The sequence below is a fragment of the Mesorhizobium sp. W016 genome, from assembly GCF_054719485.1.
This window is the reverse complement of sequence record NZ_JBTTIF010000002.1, coordinates 2,024,026-2,044,831: the sequence shown is the minus strand read 5'-3', so window position 1 is coordinate 2,044,831 and position 20,806 is coordinate 2,024,026. Positions and strand designations below refer to the sequence as shown.

At 63.8% G+C, this 20,806-nt stretch carries 15 protein-coding genes; 4 read left to right on the top strand and 11 right to left on the bottom strand.

Annotation, left to right across the window (positions count from 1 at the left end):
• Window positions 1-54 precede the first annotated feature (54 nt).
• The 8 genes from ACYG9V_RS10235 to ACYG9V_RS10200 all read right to left on the bottom strand — a co-directional run bounded on the left by ACYG9V_RS10235 (window position 55) and on the right by ACYG9V_RS10200 (window position 10,989).
• A complete protein-coding gene (locus tag ACYG9V_RS10235; protein ID WP_352762871.1) occupies window positions 55-2,892 on the bottom strand; it encodes a nitrate reductase in 2,838 nt (945 codons plus the stop codon).
• A 3-nt stretch (window positions 2,893-2,895) separates the two neighbouring features.
• Window positions 2,896-3,225 (bottom strand): nitrite reductase small subunit NirD, encoded by a 330-nt coding sequence (nirD, locus tag ACYG9V_RS10230; RefSeq protein WP_023825946.1) that lies wholly within the window; start codon window positions 3,223-3,225, stop codon window positions 2,896-2,898.
• Window positions 3,226-3,230: 5 nt separating this feature from the next.
• Entirely contained in the window at window positions 3,231-5,681 is a 2,451-nt protein-coding gene (gene nirB, locus ACYG9V_RS10225) for a nitrite reductase large subunit NirB (protein WP_023692254.1), read from the bottom strand.
• Window positions 5,682-5,685: 4 nt separating this feature from the next.
• Complete coding sequence (locus tag ACYG9V_RS10220; protein ID WP_023682696.1) at window positions 5,686-6,483, bottom strand: ABC transporter ATP-binding protein; 798 nt, start codon at window positions 6,481-6,483, stop codon at window positions 5,686-5,688.
• A 10-nt stretch (window positions 6,484-6,493) separates the two neighbouring features.
• Window positions 6,494-7,384, bottom strand: a complete 891-nt coding sequence (ntrB, locus tag ACYG9V_RS10215) for a nitrate ABC transporter permease (protein WP_023682697.1) — start codon at window positions 7,382-7,384, stop codon at window positions 6,494-6,496.
• A gap of 94 nt (window positions 7,385-7,478) precedes the next feature.
• Complete coding sequence (locus ACYG9V_RS10210) at window positions 7,479-8,807, bottom strand: CmpA/NrtA family ABC transporter substrate-binding protein (RefSeq protein ID WP_023667844.1); 1,329 nt, start codon at window positions 8,805-8,807, stop codon at window positions 7,479-7,481.
• Between the two features lie 338 nt (window positions 8,808-9,145).
• Window positions 9,146-10,384 (bottom strand): CmpA/NrtA family ABC transporter substrate-binding protein, encoded by a 1,239-nt coding sequence (locus ACYG9V_RS10205; RefSeq protein ID WP_027050164.1) that lies wholly within the window; start codon window positions 10,382-10,384, stop codon window positions 9,146-9,148.
• A 2-nt stretch (window positions 10,385-10,386) separates the two neighbouring features.
• Window positions 10,387-10,989 (bottom strand): ANTAR domain-containing response regulator, encoded by a 603-nt coding sequence (locus ACYG9V_RS10200; protein ID WP_023667842.1) that lies wholly within the window; start codon window positions 10,987-10,989, stop codon window positions 10,387-10,389.
• A 282-nt stretch (window positions 10,990-11,271) separates the two neighbouring features.
• Between ACYG9V_RS10200 and ACYG9V_RS10195 the strand changes: the two genes are divergently transcribed.
• Window positions 11,272-13,560: a mechanosensitive ion channel family protein gene (locus ACYG9V_RS10195; RefSeq protein ID WP_352625477.1), complete on the top strand. Its 2,289-nt coding sequence runs from the start codon at window positions 11,272-11,274 to the stop codon at window positions 13,558-13,560.
• A 177-nt stretch (window positions 13,561-13,737) separates the two neighbouring features.
• Here ACYG9V_RS10195 and ACYG9V_RS10190 read toward each other — a convergent pair whose 3' ends face one another.
• From ACYG9V_RS10190 to ACYG9V_RS10180, 3 genes are all read right to left on the bottom strand, one after another.
• A complete protein-coding gene (locus ACYG9V_RS10190; RefSeq protein WP_352762875.1) occupies window positions 13,738-15,225 on the bottom strand; it encodes an aldehyde dehydrogenase in 1,488 nt (495 codons plus the stop codon).
• Window positions 15,222-16,415, bottom strand: coding sequence for a cytochrome P450 (locus ACYG9V_RS10185; protein ID WP_023738356.1), 1,194 nt, complete (start codon window positions 16,413-16,415; stop codon window positions 15,222-15,224). Before ACYG9V_RS10185 ends, ACYG9V_RS10190 begins: the two co-directional genes overlap by 4 nt.
• Before the next feature lie 63 nt (window positions 16,416-16,478).
• Complete coding sequence (locus ACYG9V_RS10180; RefSeq protein WP_352762877.1) at window positions 16,479-17,927, bottom strand: APC family permease; 1,449 nt, start codon at window positions 17,925-17,927, stop codon at window positions 16,479-16,481.
• A gap of 166 nt (window positions 17,928-18,093) precedes the next feature.
• On the opposite strand from ACYG9V_RS10180, the gene ACYG9V_RS10175 reads away from it, so the two are divergent.
• The 3 genes from ACYG9V_RS10175 to ACYG9V_RS10165 are packed head-to-tail and all read left to right on the top strand — an operon-like array spanning window position 18,094 to window position 20,806.
• Entirely contained in the window at window positions 18,094-18,864 is a 771-nt protein-coding gene (locus tag ACYG9V_RS10175) for an IclR family transcriptional regulator (protein ID WP_352762880.1), read from the top strand.
• On the top strand, window positions 18,864-20,147 hold the full coding sequence (locus tag ACYG9V_RS10170) for a Tm-1-like ATP-binding domain-containing protein (protein ID WP_023686943.1): 1,284 nt from the start codon (window positions 18,864-18,866) through the stop codon (window positions 20,145-20,147). The genes ACYG9V_RS10175 and ACYG9V_RS10170 overlap by 1 nt, the downstream gene beginning before the upstream one ends.
• The gene (locus ACYG9V_RS10165; protein WP_023820914.1) at window positions 20,144-20,806 is read left to right on the top strand and encodes an HAD family hydrolase; all 663 of its coding nucleotides are present in this window, start codon (window positions 20,144-20,146) and stop codon (window positions 20,804-20,806) included. Before ACYG9V_RS10170 ends, ACYG9V_RS10165 begins: the two co-directional genes overlap by 4 nt.

Here is a 20,806-nt window from a genome sequence, read left to right as displayed (position 1 = left end):
TGACCATGGTGGCCCAAGAGGATATCGTCAGATCCCCTCCCCAGCCAGCCGCATCTACTCCGCAGCCTGAACCCGATTGGCCCGGATGACCGCCCGGATCTCGGACCGGCAGGAGCCGCAATTGGTGCCGGCCTTCAGGGCGCCGCCTATGGCTTCGACTGTCGTGCACCCGGCCGCCACTGCCGCCACGATCTGGTTGACCCCGACGTTGAAACAGGAGCAGACGGTCGCGCCCGCATCGGGCCGATCGGCGCCGGCGCGACCGGCCACGATCCTGAAGCGTTCGCGCTGGCTGGTGTGAACCTCCTGGAGTTGCTGTGCCGCCCAACCCCGCGAAACCGCCACCGGTCCCGACGCGATAAACAAAGCCCCGGCGAGGTGCTGGTCGTCAAAGGCAGCAACACGATGCTGGCCGGTATCGCGGTCGTGATAGGCGAGCATGTCGGCTACGCGAACATCGAAAAGCGAACCAGCAAAACCAGCCCAGTCGATGTCGTCGTCGGCAAAGGCAAGCTCCACTCGCCAGCCGCCCTTGCATTTGGCCACGGCCCAGTAATCTGCTGCGACCGGCACCGGCTTGTGGCGCACCACAGCGAAGCCGAAGGCTCTCGCGGCGAATTTCTCGATACGGGCGCCGACATGTTTCAGCGCAGGCTGACCGGAAACCGGATCGGTCAGAGGCGCGGTCAGCGCATCGAGCCGGCCCTTTGCCGAAAACTGGTCAGTCCAGTGCATCGGCGCAAACACGCTCCCCTGGCGCTGGCGTGCCGTCACCAGCGCGCGCACCAGCACATCGCCGCGCGGGCTGGAGACGCGCACGATGTCGGCGTCGCCAATGCCGTGATGCGTGGCGTCCGCCGGGTGGATCTCGACGAAGGGCTCGGCCATGTGCTGGGAGAGACGTGGGCTTTTCCCAGTGCGGGTCATTGTGTGCCAATGGTCGCGAACGCGGCCGGTGTTGAGGATCAGCGGATAGTCCGGGCTGGTGCGTGTCTCGACGATGGGACGAATGGCGATGAAGCGGGCCTTGCGGTCGGGATTGTAGAAATTGCCGTTGGCGAAGAAGCGGGTGTTGGAAGGGTCAAGTCCCGCTTGAACACCCCCCTCTGTCCTGCCGGACATCTCCCCCGCAAGGGGGGAGATTGGCAGCTTTGACGCCGGCATATCTTCTGCATCGTTGGTAATTGGCGAAGGCCGAGGCGACGGCTGATCTCCCCCCTTGCGGGGGAGATGGCCGGCAGGCCAGAGGGGGGTGGCTGGGCTCGGCGCCGGCCATTGGAAAGGCTCAAGCGCTGCATAGGCCTCCTTATCAACACCAGCATAACCACCAATATCGAAATCCCGTGCGCCGTCATTCTCGAACCCGGACAGCGCGGCGTGTTCGGCGAAGATTTCCGCTGTCGACGAGTAGAAAAACGCCTCGTCAAACCCCATCCGCTTGCCCACCTCGGCGACGATCAACCAATCCGGCCGCGCCTCACCGGGCACCGCAAGAAAGCTGCGCTGGCGCGAGATGCGGCGCTCTGAATTGGTGACGGTGCCGTCCTTCTCGCCCCATGCGGCGGCGGGCAGCCGCACATGGGCGTGGCGCATGGTGTCCGTGCTCGCCAGCACATCCGAAACCACGACGAACGGGCAAGCCTTGATCGCCGCCTCGACGGCATCGGCATCCGGCATCGAGTCGACCGGGTTGGTGGCCATGATCCACAATGCCTTGATGCGGCCGGCGGCGATCGCCTGAAACATCTCGACCGCCTTCAGACCGGGCTTTGGGGCGACGGCCGGCGCATTCCAGAAACGCTGAACGCGGTCGCGGTGCTCGGGGTTTTCGATCTCCATATGGGCGGCCAGCATATTGGCCATGCCGCCGACCTCGCGGCCGCCCATGGCGTTGGGCTGGCCGGTCACTGAAAACGGTCCTGCCCCAGGTTTGCCGATGCGGCCGGTGGCGAGATGGCAGTTGATGATGGCGTTGACCTTGTCAGTGCCCGAAGACGACTGGTTCACGCCTTGGCTGTAGACCGTCACTGTCTTTGCGGTGGTGGCAAACAGGCTATAGAAGCGGGCAAGCTCCTCTTCGCTCAAGCCGGTGGCGGCGGCAACGCCGGCAAGATCGAGTTTCGAGGCAGCGAAGAGCGCTTGCCCGAAGCCGGTCGTGTGGGCGGTGATGTAAGCGCGGTCGAGTGCGTTGTGCTGGCCGAGCCAGGCGAGCAGACCAGTGAACAAAGCAACGTCGCCATCCGGCGCGATCGCCAGGTGAATGTCGGCGATATCAGCGGTCATGGTGCGGCGCGGGTCGACCAGCACGACCTTCATCTCCGGTCGTTTTTCCCGGGCCGCCGCGATGCGCTGGAAGAGCACGGGATGGCACCAGGCGAGATTGGAGCCGACCAGCACGATCAGGTCGGCGAGCTCGAGATCCTCGTAGGTGCCGGGCACGGTGTCGGAGCCGAAGGCGCGGCGGTGGCCGGCAACCGAGGAGGCCATGCATAGCCGCGAATTGGTGTCGATGTTGGCCGAGCCGATGAAGCCCTTCATCAGCTTGTTGGCGACATAGTAGTCTTCGGTCAGCAACTGGCCGGAGACATAGAAGGCGACGGAGTCAGGACCGTGCTCGGCGATGGTTTGCGAAAAGGTCGAAGCGACGCGGTCGAGCGCCTCGTCCCAGCCGGCACGGCGACCGTGGATTTCGGGGTAGAGCAGCCTGCCGTCGAGGTCGATGGTTTCGGCCAGGGCCGAGCCCTTGGAGCAGAGCCGGCCGAAGTTCGCTGGATGGTCGGGGTCGCCGCGAACGCTGACTTCACCGTCCGCGGCGACTTTCGCCAGCACGCCGCAACCCACCCCGCAATAGGGGCAGGTGGTCCTCACCTCGCGCGCTTCGCCAAGTTCCATGCTTCAGGCCGCGCGGCTGGCCAGCGCTTTCAGCGCAATGAACAGGTGCTCGCCCTCGATGCGCACAGGAATGGTGCGCACCGCGCCCTCGTCGGCGCCGAGCGCCTTGCCCGTCTCCAGCGAAATGACCCAATTGTGCAAGGGGCAGGTGACGGCGGTGCCGTGGACGATGCCTTGGCTCAGCGGCCCACCCTTGTGCGGGCAATGGTCGTCGATGGCATAGACCTGATCGTCCTGCGTGCGGAAGACGGCGATCTTACCCTCGGGTGTGTCGACGCAGCGCGCGCCGCGGCGGGGGATGTCGGAGAGTGAGCCGATCGATATCCAGTCCATTTTGATCACTCCGCCGCCTGCGCAAACCCGACAGAAGCCATTGGCCGGAACTCGTGCTTGTCCTTGCCGGAGACGCGTTCCGACCACGGGTCGACCTGGGCGAATTTCTGGCTGAAGACGAAGCGTTCGTAATAGGCCTTGCGCTTGGCGCCGTCGTCCATGATCTGGCGCTTGATCTCGGGGATGCCGATGCGCTTGGCCCATTTATAGATGCGCTCGAGATAGCGGCCCTGCTCGCGATACATCTGCGTCAGCGCGACGATATGCTCCAGCGCCTCGTCCTCGGTCTTGACCAGGCCAAGCACTTCGGTGCCCTTAATGTCGAGGCCGGCGGCGCCGGCGAAATGGATCTCGTAGCCACTGTCGACACAGATCACGCCGACATCCTTGCAGGTCGCCTCGGCGCAGTTGCGCGGACAGCCCGACACCGCCATCTTAACCTTGGCCGGGGTCCACGAGCCCCACATGAATTTCTCGATGCGAATGCCGAGGCCGGTCGAATCCTGCGTGCCGAAGCGGCACCAGTCGGAGCCGACACAGGTCTTCACCGTGCGCAGGCCCTTGGCGTAAGCATGGCCTGAGACGAAGCCGGCCTGGCCGAGATCGGCCCACACCGCCGGCAGATCCTCCTTGCGGATGCCCAGCATGTCGATGCGCTGGCCGCCGGTGACCTTGACCATCGGTATCTCGAACTTATCGACGACGTCGGCGATGGCGCGCAGTTCGGCGGCGTTGGTGACGCCGCCCCACATGCGCGGCACCACCGAATAGGTGCCGTCCTTCTGGATGTTGGCGTGGACGCGTTCGTTGATGAAGCGCGACTGATAGTCGTCGGCGTAATCGTTCGGCCAGTCGCAGACGAGGTAGTAGTTGAGCGCCGGCCGACATTTTGCGCAGCCGCAGGAGGTCGTCCATTCCAGCTCCTGCATGACGGCGGGAATGGTCTTCAGGCTCTTGGCGATGATCAGCCGGCGCACCTCGTCATGGCCGAGCGTGGTGCAGCCGCACATCGGTTGCACGGCGGCCGGGTTGTATTTGTCGCCGATGGTCAGCACCATCAGCTTCTCGACCAGCCCGGTGCACGAACCGCAGGAAGCCGATGCCTTGGTGTGGGCGCGCACGTCGTCGAGCGAAGCCAGGCCCTTGGCCGTGATCGCGCCGGTGATCTTGCCCTTGCAAACGCCGTTGCAGCCGCAGATTTCCGCATCATCCGGCAAGGCTGCAACGGCCGCCATAGGGTCCAGCGGGGCACCCCCCTGGTAGGACTGGCCGAAGATGAGCGTGTCGCGCATCTCCGATATGTCGGTCTGCTTCTTCTTGAGATCGTTGAACCAGGCCCCATCCGCCGTCTCGCCATAAAGCACGGTGCCGATGATGCGGTCGTCCTTGAGCACAAGGCGCTTGTAGACGCCGGCGGCGGCATCGCGCAGCACGATCTCCTGGCGGTCCTCGCCTTCGGCGAAGTCGCCAAGCGAGAACAGGTCGATGCCGGTGACCTTGAGCTTGGTCGGCGTGTCCATGTGGACGAAGGCCGCTGCCTCGTTGCCGGCCAACTGGCTCGCGGCAACACGCGCCATCTCGTAGAGCGGCGCGACCAGCCCGTAGACCTGGCCGTTGACCTCGGCGCATTCGCCGAGCGCGTAGATGTCGGGGTCGTTGCTGCGCATGCCGGCATCGACGACGATACCACGATTAACGGCTATGCCGGCCTCTCTGGCCAGCGCCGCATTCGGCCGGATGCCGACCGCCATCACCACCAGCGTTGCCGGGATAATAGTGCCGTCGGCAAGCTCCACCTGCCCGACCTTGCCGTTGCCGGTGATCGCCTGGGTGTTGGCCTTGGTGATGACCTTGATGCCGCGCTGTTCCACCGCGCGCTGCAGGAGATAGCCGGCGGCGGGGTCGAGCTGACGCTCCATCAATGTCGGCATGACATGCAGCACGGTGACGTCCATGCCTTGGGCGTTCAAACCTGCTGCCGCCTCCAGCCCGAGCAGGCCGCCGCCGATGACCACGGCCTTGGCGCGCGACTGGGCGGCAAGCATCATGGCCTGAACATCGTCGAGGTCGCGATAGGTCAGCACGCCCGGCAGATCGTGACCGGGCACCGGAATGATGAAAGGCACCGATCCGGTGGCGATGACGAGCTTGTCGTAAGGCTCGGTGACGCCGTGGTCGGAGGTGACGGTCTTGGCCGCCCGGTCGATGGCGACGATCTTGTGACCCTTGTAGAGGGTGATGTTGTTGGCGATGTACCAGCCGTCGCCGTGGATGATGATTTCCTCATAGGCCTTTTCGCCGGAGAGAACCGGCGACAGCATGATGCGGTCGTAGTTCACCCGCGGCTCGGCGTTGAAGATGGTCACGGTGTAGCGGCCCGGCGCCTGTTCGAGCAGATGCTCCAGCATGCGCCCGGGGGCCATGCCGTTGCCGATGATGACGAGTTTTTCGGTCATGGCGTTACTCCGCGGCTTCGACGAAGCGGTGACGTTCATAGAGGAACTTCAGCACCGCTTCGCGGCAGCGCAAAAAGGTGCGGTCGGAAGAGAGTTCGACGCGGCGACGCGGCCGCGCCAGCGGCACCGCAAGCACCTCACCGATGGTCGCCGCTGGACCGTTGGTCATCATGACGATGCGGTCGGACAACAGCACCGCCTCGTCGACATCGTGGGTGATCATGATCGTCGTCGAGCCGAGCCGGGAATGGATGTCCATAACCGCATCCTGCAGATGGGCGCGCGTCAGCGCGTCGAGTGCCCCGAACGGCTCGTCGAGCAACAGGATCTTCGGCTCCATGGCAAGCGCCCGGGCAATGCCGACGCGCTGCTTCATGCCGCCCGATATTTCGGCCGGCCGCTTGTCCTTGGCATGGGCCATCTGCACGAGATCAAGATTGCGCATGATCCAGTCATGCCGTTCGGTCCTGCTCTTGGAACGACCAAAGACTTTCGACACCGCCAGGCTGATGTTTTCGTAGACGGTGAGCCATGGCAGCAGGCTGTGGTTCTGGAACACCACGGCGCGCTCGGGTCCGGGGCTGTCGACCTCCTTGTTTTCAAGCAGCACGGCGCCGGCGGAAACCTTGGTCAGCCCGGCGATCAGATTGAGCAAGGTCGACTTGCCACAGCCGGAATGGCCGATGATGGAGACGAATTCGCCCTTGTCGATGGTCAGCCTGATGTCCTTGAGCACCTCGCTGACCTGACCGCCGCGGGCAAAGGATTTGTCGATATGGTCGAGCTTCAGATAGGCCGTCATCGCCCTCTCCTCACTTTGCCGTTGTGCCGCGGGTGACGAAAGCGCCGACCGCAGCGACCAGGCGGTCGAGGCAGAAGCCGGTGACGCCGATATAGGCGAGCGCGACGATGATGTCGGGCAGCCGCGACGAGTTCCAGGCGTCCCAGATGAAGAAGCCGATGCCGACGCCGCCGGTCAGCATTTCGGCGGCGACGATGGCGAGCCAGGACAGGCCGATGCCGATTCTGAGGCCGGTGAAGATGTAGGGTGCGGCGGCCGGAACCATGATCTTGACGAAGAATTCGAACTGGTTGAGCCGCAAGATGCGTGAGACGTTGCGGTAGTCTTCCGGAATGTTTCGCACGCCGACGGCGGTGTTGATGATGATCGGCCAGATCGAGGTGATGAAGATAACGAACAGCGCCGACGGGCTGGAATCGCGGAAAGCAGCCAGCGACAGCGGCAACCAGGCCAGCGGCGGCACGGTGCGCAGTATCTGGAACACCGGATCGAGGCCACGCATGGCCCAGATCGACTGGCCGACCAGGGCGCCGAGCGCGACGCCGACGATCGCCGCCAGGCCGAAGCCGATGGCGACGCGCTGCAGAGAGATCAGCACCCGCCACGCAAGGCCGATATCCTGCGGGCCGTTGTTGAAGAACGGATGCGCGATCAGGTCATAGGCCTCGTTCCACACCTGGCTGGGCGGCGGCAGGCTGGCGGTCGGCGACGAGCAGGCGATCTGCCACACGACCAGCATGAAGGCGATAACGATGACCGGCGGCACCAGGGCGGTGGCCAGCCTGCCGGCGATCGCGATCGGGTCGAAGCGGCGCCGCGCTTTGGCGGTGAAAGCGATGACCGCGGCAGGCTTCGCGGGGAACGCCTTCACCGTGGTTTCCTCAATGGCTTGGATGGACATGTCTGAGTATAACTCCGGGGTCGATGCGGGCGACAAGCGGCGAAGCGCCGTTGCGCTGGGGGCGACAAACGGCGCAACGCGCCGTTTGCGCCGGTCAAGCCGATGCCTTGATCTTCAGGCTGTCGAGATAGGCCGACGGGTTGGCCGGGTCGAAAATCTTGCCGTCGAAGAATGTCTCGACGCCACGCGACGACGAGGCCGGAATATCGGCTGCGGCAACGCCGAGATCCTTCGCCGCCTCGCGCCAGATATCCTCGCGATTGACCTGATCGACCAGCGTCTTGATGTCGGTGGTCGGCGCGAATTTTCCCCAACGGATGTTTTCGGCGAGGAACCAGCTGTCGTGGCTCTTGTAGGGATAGGAGACGCCACCCTTCCAGAATTTCATGTAGAGGTCAGTGCCGGTGGCCACGCGGCCATTGCCGTAGTTGATGTCGCCCTTGAGGCGGCCGATAATGTCGGCGACAGGCACGTTCATCCATTGCCGCTTGCCGATGATGGCGGCCATCTCGTCCTTGTTCTCCGTGGCCTCACACCATTGCTGGGCCTCCATGACGGCCATCACGATCGCCTTGGTGGCGTTCGGGTATTTGTCGATGAATTCGGCGCGGAGGCCGAGCGCCTTTTCGGGATGACCCTTCCACAGTTCGCCGGTGGTGGCGGCGGTGAAACCAACGCCCTGGTGGACGAGCTGTTCGTTCCACGGTTCGCCAACGCAGAACACGTCCATGTTGCCGACTTTCATGTTGGCGACCATCTGCGGCGGCGGCACGACGATGGTCGAGACGTCCTTGTCGGGATCGATGCCGCCGGCGGCCAGCCAATAGCGCAGCCACAAATCATGCGTGCCGCCCGGGAACGTCATGGCGGCCTTGATTTCCTTGCCGGCCGCCTTCTTGGCGGCGAAGGCGTCCTTCAGCTTGGAGGCGTCGAGGCCGACACCGGTGCCGGCGTATTCCTGCGCAACCGAAATGCCCTGGCAGTCGTAGTTGAGCCGCGCCACGATAGCCATCGGCATCGGCTGGTTGTTCTGCGTCACCTTGCCGGTGTGCATGAGATAGGGCAGCGGCGTCAGGATGTGAGCGCCGTCGATGCCGTTGGCTTCGCCGCCGAGCATCAGATTGTCGCGCGTCGCGCCCCAGGAGGCCTGCTTGATCACCTCGACGTCGGGCATGCCGAACTTGGCGAACAGCCCCTTCTCCTTGGCGATCATCAGCGGCGCCGCGTCGGTCAGCGCGATGAAGCCGAGCTTGGCGCCGGTGACCTCCGGAGCGGTCGTGGCGGCATAGGCGCCCGAGGGGAAGAGCTTGCGGGCCGCCACGAACAGGCCGGCCGTCATGGCGCTGCTGACAAGAAAATCGCGGCGCGTCACATCCTTGAGCGATGTTCCCGTCCCGATCCATTTCCCTATTTTTTCTTTCATCGTGATCTCCGGTTGAACGCTTCGTCGAGTGGCCCAAAACAAAAAAGCCGCCGTCCAGGTCTCGCGCGTCCGTACATCCGGGATCGCGTCGTTGACCTGAGCGGCAGCTTTGCCTGTGGCGCCCGCCATTGGACGCCTGTTCCGTGACCCGCGAAGGGTCTGGCTAATTCAAAGCAGGAACCGTGCCAGTTCTGAGTGAAACGAAAAACCTAAATGAAATCAACATTACGCGCCAGACGCCGGCACGCGAGGCGACATCGCAAGCAGGTCAAAGATTGTTCATTACAGCAATCGCACGCACATTTTTTGTGCAATGCACAAGAATGGCGCGAGAATGATCAGGCTTCCGCGCGAGCGACTTTCTGGCGCGCTATATAGCCGTCGATCTCGTCGGGGTCGAAGGTCTGACCGTCGAAGAAGCCGTCCGGCCCAAGCACCAAGCCTGCCCCAGTCGCACCGACAGCCGTGGCGACCTTAAGCGCGCCCTCGACCTTCGCATTGGCGCCGGGAAGTGCAACGCCAAGCGGCTTTAGCGCCGAGCGGTAGAGGTCCGGACGGTAGCAGTCACGGGCGATAGCAAGGTTTTCCGGCGTGTGCTCGACATGCCCCCAGCGCACCATCTGCGTATAGAACCACAGCGCATGGCTCTTCCACGGAAAGTTCGCCGCCTTGTCGAAGGGCAGGAAGAAGTCGTCGACATCCAGTTCGGCGCCGCCGCCCAGTTCAAGATGGCCGGTCAGGATCGGCATCTGGACAGCTGGTGGCAGGCCGAGGAAGCCAGCTTGAGCCATCACACCAGCCAGTTCGGCGTGGTTGCCCGGATCCTGGCACCAGCGCGCCGAATGATGCAGCGCGCGCAGCAATGCTGCCAGCGCGACCGGGTTCTCCTGCGACCAGGCCTTGCGCACGCCGATCACCTTCTCCGGACTGTTGCGCCACAGCAGCGCCTTGATGGTGACGATATGGCCGGTGCCGGCGGCGACCGAGGCGCTGTTCCAGGGCTCGCCGACGCAGTAGCCGTCGATCCGCCCGGCGACCAGCGCATCGGCCATGAAGGGCGGTGGCACGATGACGATCTCGATCTCGCGCTCCGGATCGATGCCGCACCCGGCAAGCCAGTAGCGCAGTTCGTAATTATGCCCCGAATGCGGGTGCACCACGGCAAAGCGCAGCGGATCGCCGCCAGCCCCGGCGCGGTCGCGAATGAAGGCACCGAGGGCTGCGCCCGCGCGCGCGGGCTCGAGATCGGGTATGGCGCCGTGTGCCGCCATGCCTTCCCAGACAGCGTTGGAGATGGTGACGCAATTGCCGCCAAGCCCGAGCGAAAACGGCACGATGGTCTCGGAAGCAAGCGGCGTCAGCCCGAGATTGCAGGCGAGCGGCATCGGCCCCAGCATGTGCGCCAGGTGGAAATGGCCGATGGCGATGCGGTCGCGGATGTTGGCCCAGGAGGTCTCGCGGTGCAGTGTGAGATCGATGCCCTCGCGTGCGGCAAATCCAAGCTCACCCGCCGCAACCAGCACGGCACTGTCGAAGAGCGGCATGAAGCCGGCGGTGATCTGGTGCTCGGCGCTCATGCTCATTCGTCCTCCGACGGCCCGAGCAGCCCGGCGGCAGTCACCAGGCTCTGGGCAATGTCGCCGATCTTGCGGTTCTGGTTCATCGCCGTCTTGCGCAGCAGCGTGTAGGCGGCCTCTTCGGTCAGGCCGCGCGACTTCATCAGGATGCCCTTGGCACGGTCGATCACCTTGCGGCTCTCAAGCTCCCCTCGAACCTCTTCCAGCTCGCGCGCCATGCGCGAGAAAGCGTTGAAGCGGCTGACCGCCATGTCCAGGATCGGCTTGACGCGCTCTTGCCTGAGGCCGTCGACCACATAGGCCGAAACGCCGGCATCGACCGCCGCTTCGATCGATGCCTGGTCCGATCGGTCGACGAACATGGCGATCGGCCGCTTCACCGCACGCGACAGCTGGAACATGTTTTCCAGCATGTCGCGGTTCGGGTTTTCCAGATCGATGACGATGACGTCCGGCTCGATCTCGGCGATGCGCCGCGCAATGCCGGTCACGTCGTGGATGACGGTGACCCGCTCATGGCCGGCCTCGCGCAAACCTGCCTCGATGATCGCGGCGCGGATACGGTTTTCGTCGATGACCAGGACGGCGAGTGAGCTGCGGACCATGCGTGCATTGTGGGCAAGGTCGCAAAATTGTGCAATGCGGCATGGTCACAGGCTCCCGCCGCGGAGCAACCCCCGACCGACAACGACTCGGTCTAGGTGGTCGGGACAAGGAATGCAGCGCAACGCTGGCACTGGTGATGACAGCCTTGCCGGTCGCCTGGTGCCCTACCCAACGGTCTAGGTGCGATGAGACTTGCACCGCAACATCGGCTTGTTAAAGGTGGGGGCAACGACGGACATAGCTGTCCTTGCTCGCCGATCTGACCGGAAGGTTACCGCACGATGCTGCTCATGAAACGACGATTGGGGGCCAGGGAGCCGGCGCGCCCGGCACGGCGTCCCGGGAACCTGACGGCGATGTTCGTCCTGATAGCCGGGCCGCTCGTCCTTGGCATCGCCCTCCTGTTGGCTGGTCCGGCACAGGCCCAGGCACCGGCCGCCGTCACGCCCGACAAGGTCAAACAGCTGTTCGAGCTTCTCGACGATCCGTCGGTGAAGGCCTGGGTGGCCGAGCAACGAAATCAGGGCGCAGGATCGACGGAAGCGCCTGCCGAGACTAGCGCTCCGCCGGCCGACGCCGTGGCCGCACCGGGCCAGATGAATACTATGGCATCCTCGACGCTCGATCGGATCAAGCATCACATCGAAAAGATCGTGCGAACCTTGCCTTCGCTGCCGGACCAGTTCGCGCGCGTCCGGGCCAATACCATGGACGATATGTCCAGCAAGGGCCCCGTCAGCATATTGGTGCTGATTGCGATCTTTATCGCTGCCGGCCTGGCGCTCACCTGGGCAATATACAAGCTCACCCGTCCATTTCGTCTTTGGATCATCGCGCAACCCAGAGATACGCCCATCGGGCGGGCCAAGAAGATCGGCGGCCGCACGCTTTATTCCAGCATGATGATCGGCTCGTTCGCGCTGGGCAGCGCCGGTGCGTTCATGCTGTTCGACTGGCCAGCGCTCATCCGCGAGATTGTGCTGACATTTCTGATGGCTGCGGTCTTTACGTGGGCTGTGCGCCTATACGTGATGGCCACACTCGTCCCTTCTTTCATGGAGGTCGAGCACGCCATCGAGGTTCGTGCCCTGCCGATCACCGACGGAGCTGCTGACCATTGGGCTTATTGGCTGCCCCGGATCGTCGGCGTTTTCGCCTTCTTCGCCGCCGCGTTTGTCCTCTTGCCGGGTCTCGGCATAGACCAGGACGGAATGATGGTCCTGTCCGTCGGCGCCGATTTCATATTGCTGTTGCTCTTCCTGCTGGCCATTTGGCGTCGGCCAAGAACGCAGCGAGACGGCGCGCGCCACAGCGGTCACACGGCAGTGACATGGTTGTTGACGGCTTATTTCGTCGTTCTGTTCCTCGAACGCATTGCCGGCCTCTACACATTCTTCTGGTTTACCTTCACCGCATTCTTCCTGCCTTTGGCAATTGTGCTGACAGAGCGCGGGGTTAATTTCGTCCTGCGGCCCGGTTCGGAAGATGCGGGCCGGCCGACGATCCCGGCGGTGACGATCGCTGTCATCGATCGCGGTATCCGGATGATTTTCATCCTCGCGGCGGCTTACCTTCTCGCACGCGTACTGGGCCTGGACATGCAATCCATGCGCGGCAGCGATACGACCACCATGCTCATATTGCGCGGCTTGATCAACGTCGTGGTCATTGCCCTTGCTGCCGATTTCGGCTGGTCGATCATCAAAGCCTTGATCGAACGAAAGCTGGGCGTCGCGATACCGCAAGCCGTGATGGGCGAGGAGGACATCCTCACCCTCGATCCGCATCAGGCGCGGCTGCACACGCTGTTGCCGATCATTCAGAACATTCTGCTCGCGGTGATCATCGTGATGGCGGTGCTGATGATGCTCGCTTCGATCGGAATCCAGATCGGCCCGCTGATCGCCGGCGCCGGCGTCGTCGGCGTCGCCGTGGGTTTTGGCGCGCAAACCATCGTCAAGGACGTGATCTCTGGCGTGTTTTATCTGCTCGACGATGCTTTCCGTGTCGGCGAATACATTTCATCGGGCAGCTACAGGGGTACGGTGGAGAGCTTTTCGCTGCGCTCGGTGAAGCTGCGCCACCATCGTGGTCCGCTGTTCACGATACCTTTCGGTGAACTCGGCGCCGTGCAGAACCAGAGCCGTGACTGGGTCACCGACAAATTCAACATCACCGTTGGCTATGACACCGATATCGACTTTGCTCGCAAACTGATCAAGCGAATTGGCCTGGAACTGGCCGAAGATCCGGAGTTCAAACACTGGGTGATCGAACCGATCAAGATGCAGGGCGTGCAGGAGTTCGGCGAGTACGGCATCGTCTTGAGGGTCAAGGTTACGACCAGACCTGGAGGCGCCTTCAGCATGAAAGGCAGGTTCTTTTTGCGCCTCCGCCAGGCCTTCAAGGAGCAGGGCATCGAGCTCCCATTCCCGACCGTCCACGTCCAGGGGCTGCAAGACCCGCATGGGACAGAGAATGCGCCTTTGGAGATCACACCCGAATTACGAATGGCCGTCGCCCAGTCGCACACCAATCGGCGCAGAAAAAAAGCGAGCACAACGGAGTAGGACGCCGTGATACCGGCCGGCCGCAACACGGCTTTCCGCGCAAAACCAGGACCCACGACACCACGCTAGTCGGAACTGCCGATAGCGGTGACGCGATCGCCGCCAACCAGCACCAGCGTGGCGTTTCTGAGGCCAAGCTTGACGAAAAGAGCAGATACGCTGGCCTTTCCGCAAGGCTCAGAGCGCAATCCAGGCGGTCTTGAGGTCGACAAATTTCTCCAGCGCATGCAGCGACTTGTCACGGCCGAAACCGGACTGTTTGACGCCGCCAAGCGGGACGGTGATATCGGCTCCGCCATAGGTGTTGACGTGGACGACACCGGCGTTGATGGCGCGCACCATGCGATGGGCCGTGGAAAGATTGGCGGTCCACACCGCCGAGGCAAGTCCGTAGACAGTGGAGTTGGCGAGATGCACCGCCTCCTCCTCGGTCCCGAAGCGCATCACGCCGAGCACCGGTCCGAACACCTCCTCGCGCGCCAACTGCATCTGTTGCGTCACGTTCTCGAAGATCGTCGGCGCCATGTAGCTGCCGCCAGTCTCGGTCAGTATCCGTTCGCCACCGGCGACGAGACGGGCGCCTTCGGCTTGCGCCATGGCGACGAAGCCGAGATTCTTGTCCAGCTGTTCGGCGCTCGATACCGCACCGATATCGCTGGCGAGATCGAGCGGGTCGCCGACCTTGAGCCGCGTGGTTGCCGAGACAAGTTCGTCCATGAAAAGATCATAGACCGACGACTGGACGAGCAGACGCGAGCCCGCCACGCAGACCTGGCCTGAATTGCGAAAGATGCCGTTGGCCGAGACGACCGCCGCCTGCTTCAGGTCCGGAGCGTCGGCAAAGACGATGTTGGGCGACTTGCCGCCAAGCTCGAGGAAGACCCGCTTCAAATTGGAACGGGCGGAGTATTCGAGCAGCCGCCGGCCGACCGGCCCCGATCCGGTAAAGGCGATGGCGTCGACATCCATGTGGAGGCCAAGCGCTTCGCCGGCGACAGCACCATGCCCGGTAACGACGTTGAACACGCCTTCGGGAAGTCCAGCCTCGCTTGCGAGTTCGGCCAGCCGCAGCAAGGTCAGCGAGGCGATCTCCGGCGGCTTGACGACGACGCTGTTGCCGGTGGCCAGTGCGGGCGCAATCTTCCAGGCGCCGATCATCAGCGGGAAGTTCCACGGCACGATGACGCCGACGACACCGAGTGGCTCCCTGTGGATCAGCCCGAGCACATTGTCGGCCGTCGGCGCGATCTCGCCATAGACCTTGTCGATCGCCTCGGCGTAGTAGCGGATGGTGCCGGCCGCCGACAGCGGCTCGGCCTTGTAGGCCATGCCGATCTCGGTGCCGTTGTCGCGCACGCCAAGCACGGCCAGCTCATCGACATGTTTTTCGATCAGCTCGGCAAATTTCGTCAGCACCTTCTTGCGAAAGGCAGGGGCGGCGCGTGACCATAAACCCTTCTCGAATGCGTTTCGCGCCGATCGGACCGCGCGATCGATGTCGGCGGCATTGCCGTCGGCGATGCTGGCAAAAGCGCGGCCGTCGATCGGCGAAATCACCGCCAGCGTCGCGCCGCTCGTCGCTGCGGCCTGTACGCCATCGATAAACAAGCCCCGCTCGCCGATCTCCGTCTTGCGCAGCGCGTCGATGGCATTCTGGCTGATCATTGGTGGCGGACTCCCAGGGAAACATACAACGTGGTTGGCGCGCGGAATTCCCAGCCGCGAAACACCGGCACCTTGCCCGGCACCAGACTGAGATCGGGGAAGCGCAGGAGCAGCAGCCTTAATGCAAGGCACATCTGCTCGCGCGCGAAAAACCGGCCCGAACAGAAATGATGACCAAAGCCGAAGGCGGCATGATTGCCTTCCCTGCGGTTGATGTCGAAGCGGTCTGGATCGGCAAAGCGGCTCTCGTCGCGGCTTGCCGAGGAGACAAGTGCAGCGACCGCGGCGCCGGCAGGGATCGTTACGCCGCCAAGCTCGACCGCCCGCGTCGTCTGCCGCGTCTGGGTGCCGATCGGCGCCACCCAGCGCAAGCCTTCATCGACAGCCCTGGGCACAAACGTCTCGGGATCGGCGAGCACCTGCCGCAATTGTTCGGGATGCGCAAGCAGGCCGGCGAGGATCGAACCGGCACCATGTCCGGGCTCCTGCATGCCGCCAAGCAGGATGACCTTGATGCTTGGCATCAAGAAATCGATCGGCCGCGTCGTGCCTTCCGGCATGCCGTCATGCAGCATATGCGACAGCGCCGAGCCGTCGGGGGCGCGCGCCAGTCTATCCAGAGTCGGCCGGATGGCTGCGCCGACCTCGGCGCTGATCGCGTCGGCGATCTCTTGCCGCTTCGGGTCGTTCTCGAAATTGATGGCGCCCTGCGCAAGGCCATAGAACCAGCGGCGCAGCGTCGGCATGTCGATGTCGGCAAGGCCAAGCGAGCGCGCCAGGCTGAGCGTCGACACCGGCTCGAAATAATCCGCCATCAGCTCGGCGGAGCCTTGTTCGGCGATCCGGTCTAGAAAAGGTTCGGCAATCGACCGTACGAGATCGCCGGCATAGGCGGCGACGGTGCGCGGCCGGTATTTCGGATCGACGCCTTGGCGCAGCTGTCTATGCGTTTCGCCGTCGGTGGTCAGGATGGTCGGCTTGCCGAACGAGCGTTCGACCGGAGACGTACCGACGACGGCGGAGAAGATGTCGGGTGACTTTGCGACGGTCTCGACGTCCTTCCAGCGGGTGACGAACCAGAGATTGACCGCCGGCACGAAAGCGACAGGCGCACTGCGCCGCAGTTCCGCATAGATCGGATACGGATCGGCTTCCAGCGCCTCAACGGTGATGCTCTCGGCAAAGCTCAACGCCGTTACTCCCTTGCGATGGAAAGGGGCGGCGCCGAACGCGCTACCCCCTTGTCCTTTGTCCTAGTCCTTCAGCGGCACGCCGAGATTTTCGAAGGCAACCGGATCCCGGCTCTTCAACGCACCGGCAAGCAGCAGGCCGACCACCGCGGCAATCAGCACCAGCCCCGGCAGCAACACGCCAAGGAAGCCACCGGCCCCGGACAGGCCACCGAAATTAATGACGATCAGGTAGATGATGACGACGAAAGCGATGAAGGCCAGCCCAGGCAGGATGGTGGTCTTCAGCGCATTCTCCTGCGTCGACGGGTTGGCGCGGAAGTACATCACCACGGCGAGCGAGGCCACCGCCATCATGACGATGACTCCCAGCGTCGCGACATTGGTCAGCCAGGAAAACAGCGCCAGAACCGGATCGAGGCCGAGTATCGCGAACAGTCCGATGACGATCGCTGCCAACACGCTCTGGATGACGGAAGCGACATGCGGGCTCTGGTGCACTGAATGCGTCACGCCGATCGCTTCAGGCAACAGCTTCTCGCGGCCCGAGACGTAGATGTAGCGGGCAACCGCGTTGTGGAACGCCAGCACGCCGGCAAACAGGCTCGACACGAACAGGATGCCCATGGCGTGCGACAGCATGGTTCCGGCGTAGCGGTCGGACAGGCCGAACAGGAAAGTCGTCGGATCCTGAAGCGCCTGCAGTGCCGGCAACAATTTGTCGACGCCGGCGCCGACCGCCATCAGCCAGGCCGTGACCATGTAGAAGACGCCGATCAGCAGCACGGAGAAATAGGTGGCGCGCGGAATGGTCACCTTGGGGTCGCGGGCTTCCTCGGCGTAGATCGTCGTCGCCTCGAAACCGATGAAGGCGGCGAAACAGAACAGGATGGCGATGGCGGGCGAGCCGCTGACGATCTGGCTCCAGCTGAACGGCGCCGCCGAGAGGCCGCTGTCGCCACCGGTCTTGAGGATGGCGAGGTCTAACACCAGCACCACGATGTATTCGCACAGCACCAGCACCGTCAGGATCTTGGCCGAGAGGTCGACCTGGCGGTAGCCCAACACCGCGACGATGGCGACGGCGATGAAGCTCCACACCCACCAGGGCAGGTCGATGCCCCAGCCGGCGAACAGGCCGGCGGTCGCGGCCCCCAGCAGGCCCATGACCCCGATCTGCATGGCGTTGTAGGACAGGATCGCGATGATTGCGGTTGCGCCGCCGGCAAAACCGCCCAGCCCGCGCGCGGCATAGGCATAGAAGGCGCCGGCATTGCCGACATGGCGCGACATGGCGACGTAGCCGACCGCAAACAGCAGCAGCAACACGGTCACGATAAGATAGGTGCCGGCAAAGCCCGCCCCATTGCCCATAAGCATGCCGAGCGGCGTGCCGCCGGCGACCGCGGTGAGCGGCGCCGCCGCCGAAATCACCATGAAGGTGATAGCGCCGACGCCAAGACTGTTCTTGCGCAGCCTGTTGGCGGGCACCTGTTCCGAAACTGCTGACATTTGTCCCTCCAGTCTTACGAACCCCTGGGTTCGCGGCCGCTCGGCCTGTTCCCTGAATGCCATTGGTTCATTATTTGAACCCTTATTTTGAATATAGACTTGCAAAGAATGCGGATGCCTGTCAAGTTAATTCACACATTAAGTTTCTATCCGAGCGGGAGGCTGGATGGGTACGGTCGGCAAGGCGATTTCACTTCTGGAGCTGTTCACGGCGGACGAGCCCGAGCTCGGACTTTCCGATCTCGCGCGGCGGTGCGCCTTGGACAAGGCGACGACGCGGCGGCTGCTGATGGCGCTTGGCGGCCATGGCTTCGTCGAGCAGGATGCCGGCACGCGGCACTATCGCCTCGGCGCCGGCCTGTCGCGGCTGGCGCGTATCCGCGAAGCCTGCTTCCCGTTCCTGCAAACGGCAATTCCCGTGGCGCAGGATTTGGCGGGTTCGACAACCGAGACGGTGCATCTGTCGGAATTCGGCGTCGACAGGCTGATCACCGTTTATGTCGAGCATTCAAGCTGGGCAAACCGGGTGAACATCGATGTCGGCCAGCTTCTGCCGCTGCATTCCACCGCCTCCGGCATCGCCTATCTCGCCTTCGCCGACAACGCGACCGTGAAAGCATGCCTGACAGGTTCGCTTGAGACCTTCACCGATCATACCCTCGTCGAGCCGGCCGCCATTTCAAAGTCGATCGGCGAGGCGCGCGACCGCGGCTATTCGATCTGCGACCAGGGCCATGAGGACGGCGTGATCGGCGTCGCGGCTGCAATCCGCGCCGCCGATGGTCTTGCGCTGGGGACAATTGCGGTGGCAGCCCCGAAGGCCAGGACGACACCGGCTACGATCGTGGAACGAGGGCTTGCGGTTGTGACCGCGGCACGGGAGATTTCGATGCGCCTCAATGGCGAAAACCTGCAAACCCTGAGGAGGCAGGCCTGATGTCTGCAGATATGGCGACGCCCCGCATCCTGGTCATCGGCACGGGCGACACCAAGACCGACGAACTGCTGTTCATGAAAGCGTGTATCGAGGCATCCGGTGGCCGCGCCGTGATGATGGATGTCAGCGTGCTGGGCGCCCCCGCCTATAGTCCCGATCACGACAAGCATGCCGTTGCGCGGGCCGCTGGCGTGACGATGGCCGAAATCGTCTCGAGCGGCGACGAAAACACCGCCATGACATTGATGGCCGTCGGCGCCGTTCAGCTGGTGCGCCAGCTTCACCAGCGCGGCGAGATCGACGCCTTCATCGCCATCGGTGGTTCGATGGGAACCGATTTGGCGCTCGATGTCGCGCTGTGCCTGCCGCTCGGCGTGCCGAAATTCGTCGTCTCGACCATCGCCTACTCGCATCTCATTCCGCCCGAGCGCGTCGCGCCCGACCTGATGATGATCCTGTGGGCAGGCGGGCTCTACGGCCTCAACACCATCTGCAAGCTGGTCCTTTCCCAGGCCTGCGGCGCGGTGGTCGGTGCGGCGAGGATCGTGCTTGCATCCCGTGCTTCGGCCCCGGCGGTCGGACCGACCATCGGCATGACTTCGCTGGGCAGCAGTTGCCTGCGCTATATGAAGACGCTGAAGCCGGCGTTGGAGCAGCGCGGCTATGACGTCGCAGTCTTTCACACCACCGGGATGGGGGGCCGGGCCTTCGAATCGATCGCCAGCCAGGACCATTTCTGCGCGGTGTTCGACTTCAGCCTGCAGGAGATCACCAATCATCTTGCCGGTTCGGTCGTCAGCTCCGGCGCCGACCGGCTCGAGAATGCCGGCGCCCGCGGCATTCCGCAGATCGCAGCCCCTGGCGCCGTAGACATGGTCGATTTGCCGACCTGGCAGGCGCTGCCGACAAAGTTCGCGCAGCGGCCATTCCATGCTCATAACAGGTTGATCGGCTCGATCACCGTCGATGCCGCCGACCGCCGTGAAGTCGCCAGGACCATCGCCGCCAAGCTCGGTGCGTCGAAGGGGCGCTCCGCTTTCATCCTGCCCTCCGGCGGCATCCAGGAATGGGATGCGCAGGGCGAGCCGCTGTACGAACCCGAAGCCCTCGCGGCGTTCACCGATGAGATGCGCAAGGCCATTCCCGCCGGCGTCGAGTTCCACGAGATCGACGCCCACATCAACAGCGACGAGTTCGTCGGCAAGGCGCTCGAAATCTTCGACCGCTGGGTCGAGGAAGGCATCATCCCGCGCGGCATGCCGGCCAAGGGAGTGGCTGCGTGAGCGCTGTTCCTGCCCAGGCGCTCGTCCTCGATTTCGGCGGCGTCGTCACCCGGACCCTTTTCGAGACCCATGCCTTGACCGAACAGGCGCTCGGCCTCGCGCCGGGAACGCTGCAATGGCACGGGCCGTTCGACCCGGATTCAGATCCGCTGTGGCGCTCCATGCAGGCCAACGACATCAGCGAGCGCGATTATTGGCGCACCCGCACCAGCGAAGTCGGCCGGCTCGTCGGCGAGGACTGGGAGGCAATGGAGACATTCGTCCAGCGCGCACGCGGAGCCGAGCCGGAAAAGATCGTGCGGCCCGAAGCCGTCCGCGCCATCCGGACCGTGCATGCGGCGGGATTTCGCCTGGCGATCCTGTCCAACGAGCTAGATCTGTTCTATGGCGCCGGCTTCCGTCAGCGGCTGCCGCTGCTCGAACTGTTCGACACCATCGTCGACGCCACCTATACCCGCATCCTCAAGCCCGATCCGCGCGCCTATGCCTTGGTGACCGAGGCGCTTGGCCTGCCTGCCCGCGCCTGTGTGTTCGTTGACGACCAGCAGCGCAATGTCGATGGCGGCCGTGCCGCCGGCATGCGCACCGTTCATTTCGACGTCGCGCGGCCGGCACTTTCCTATGCCGAGGCCCTCGGCCATTTCGATCTCATCTCCTGA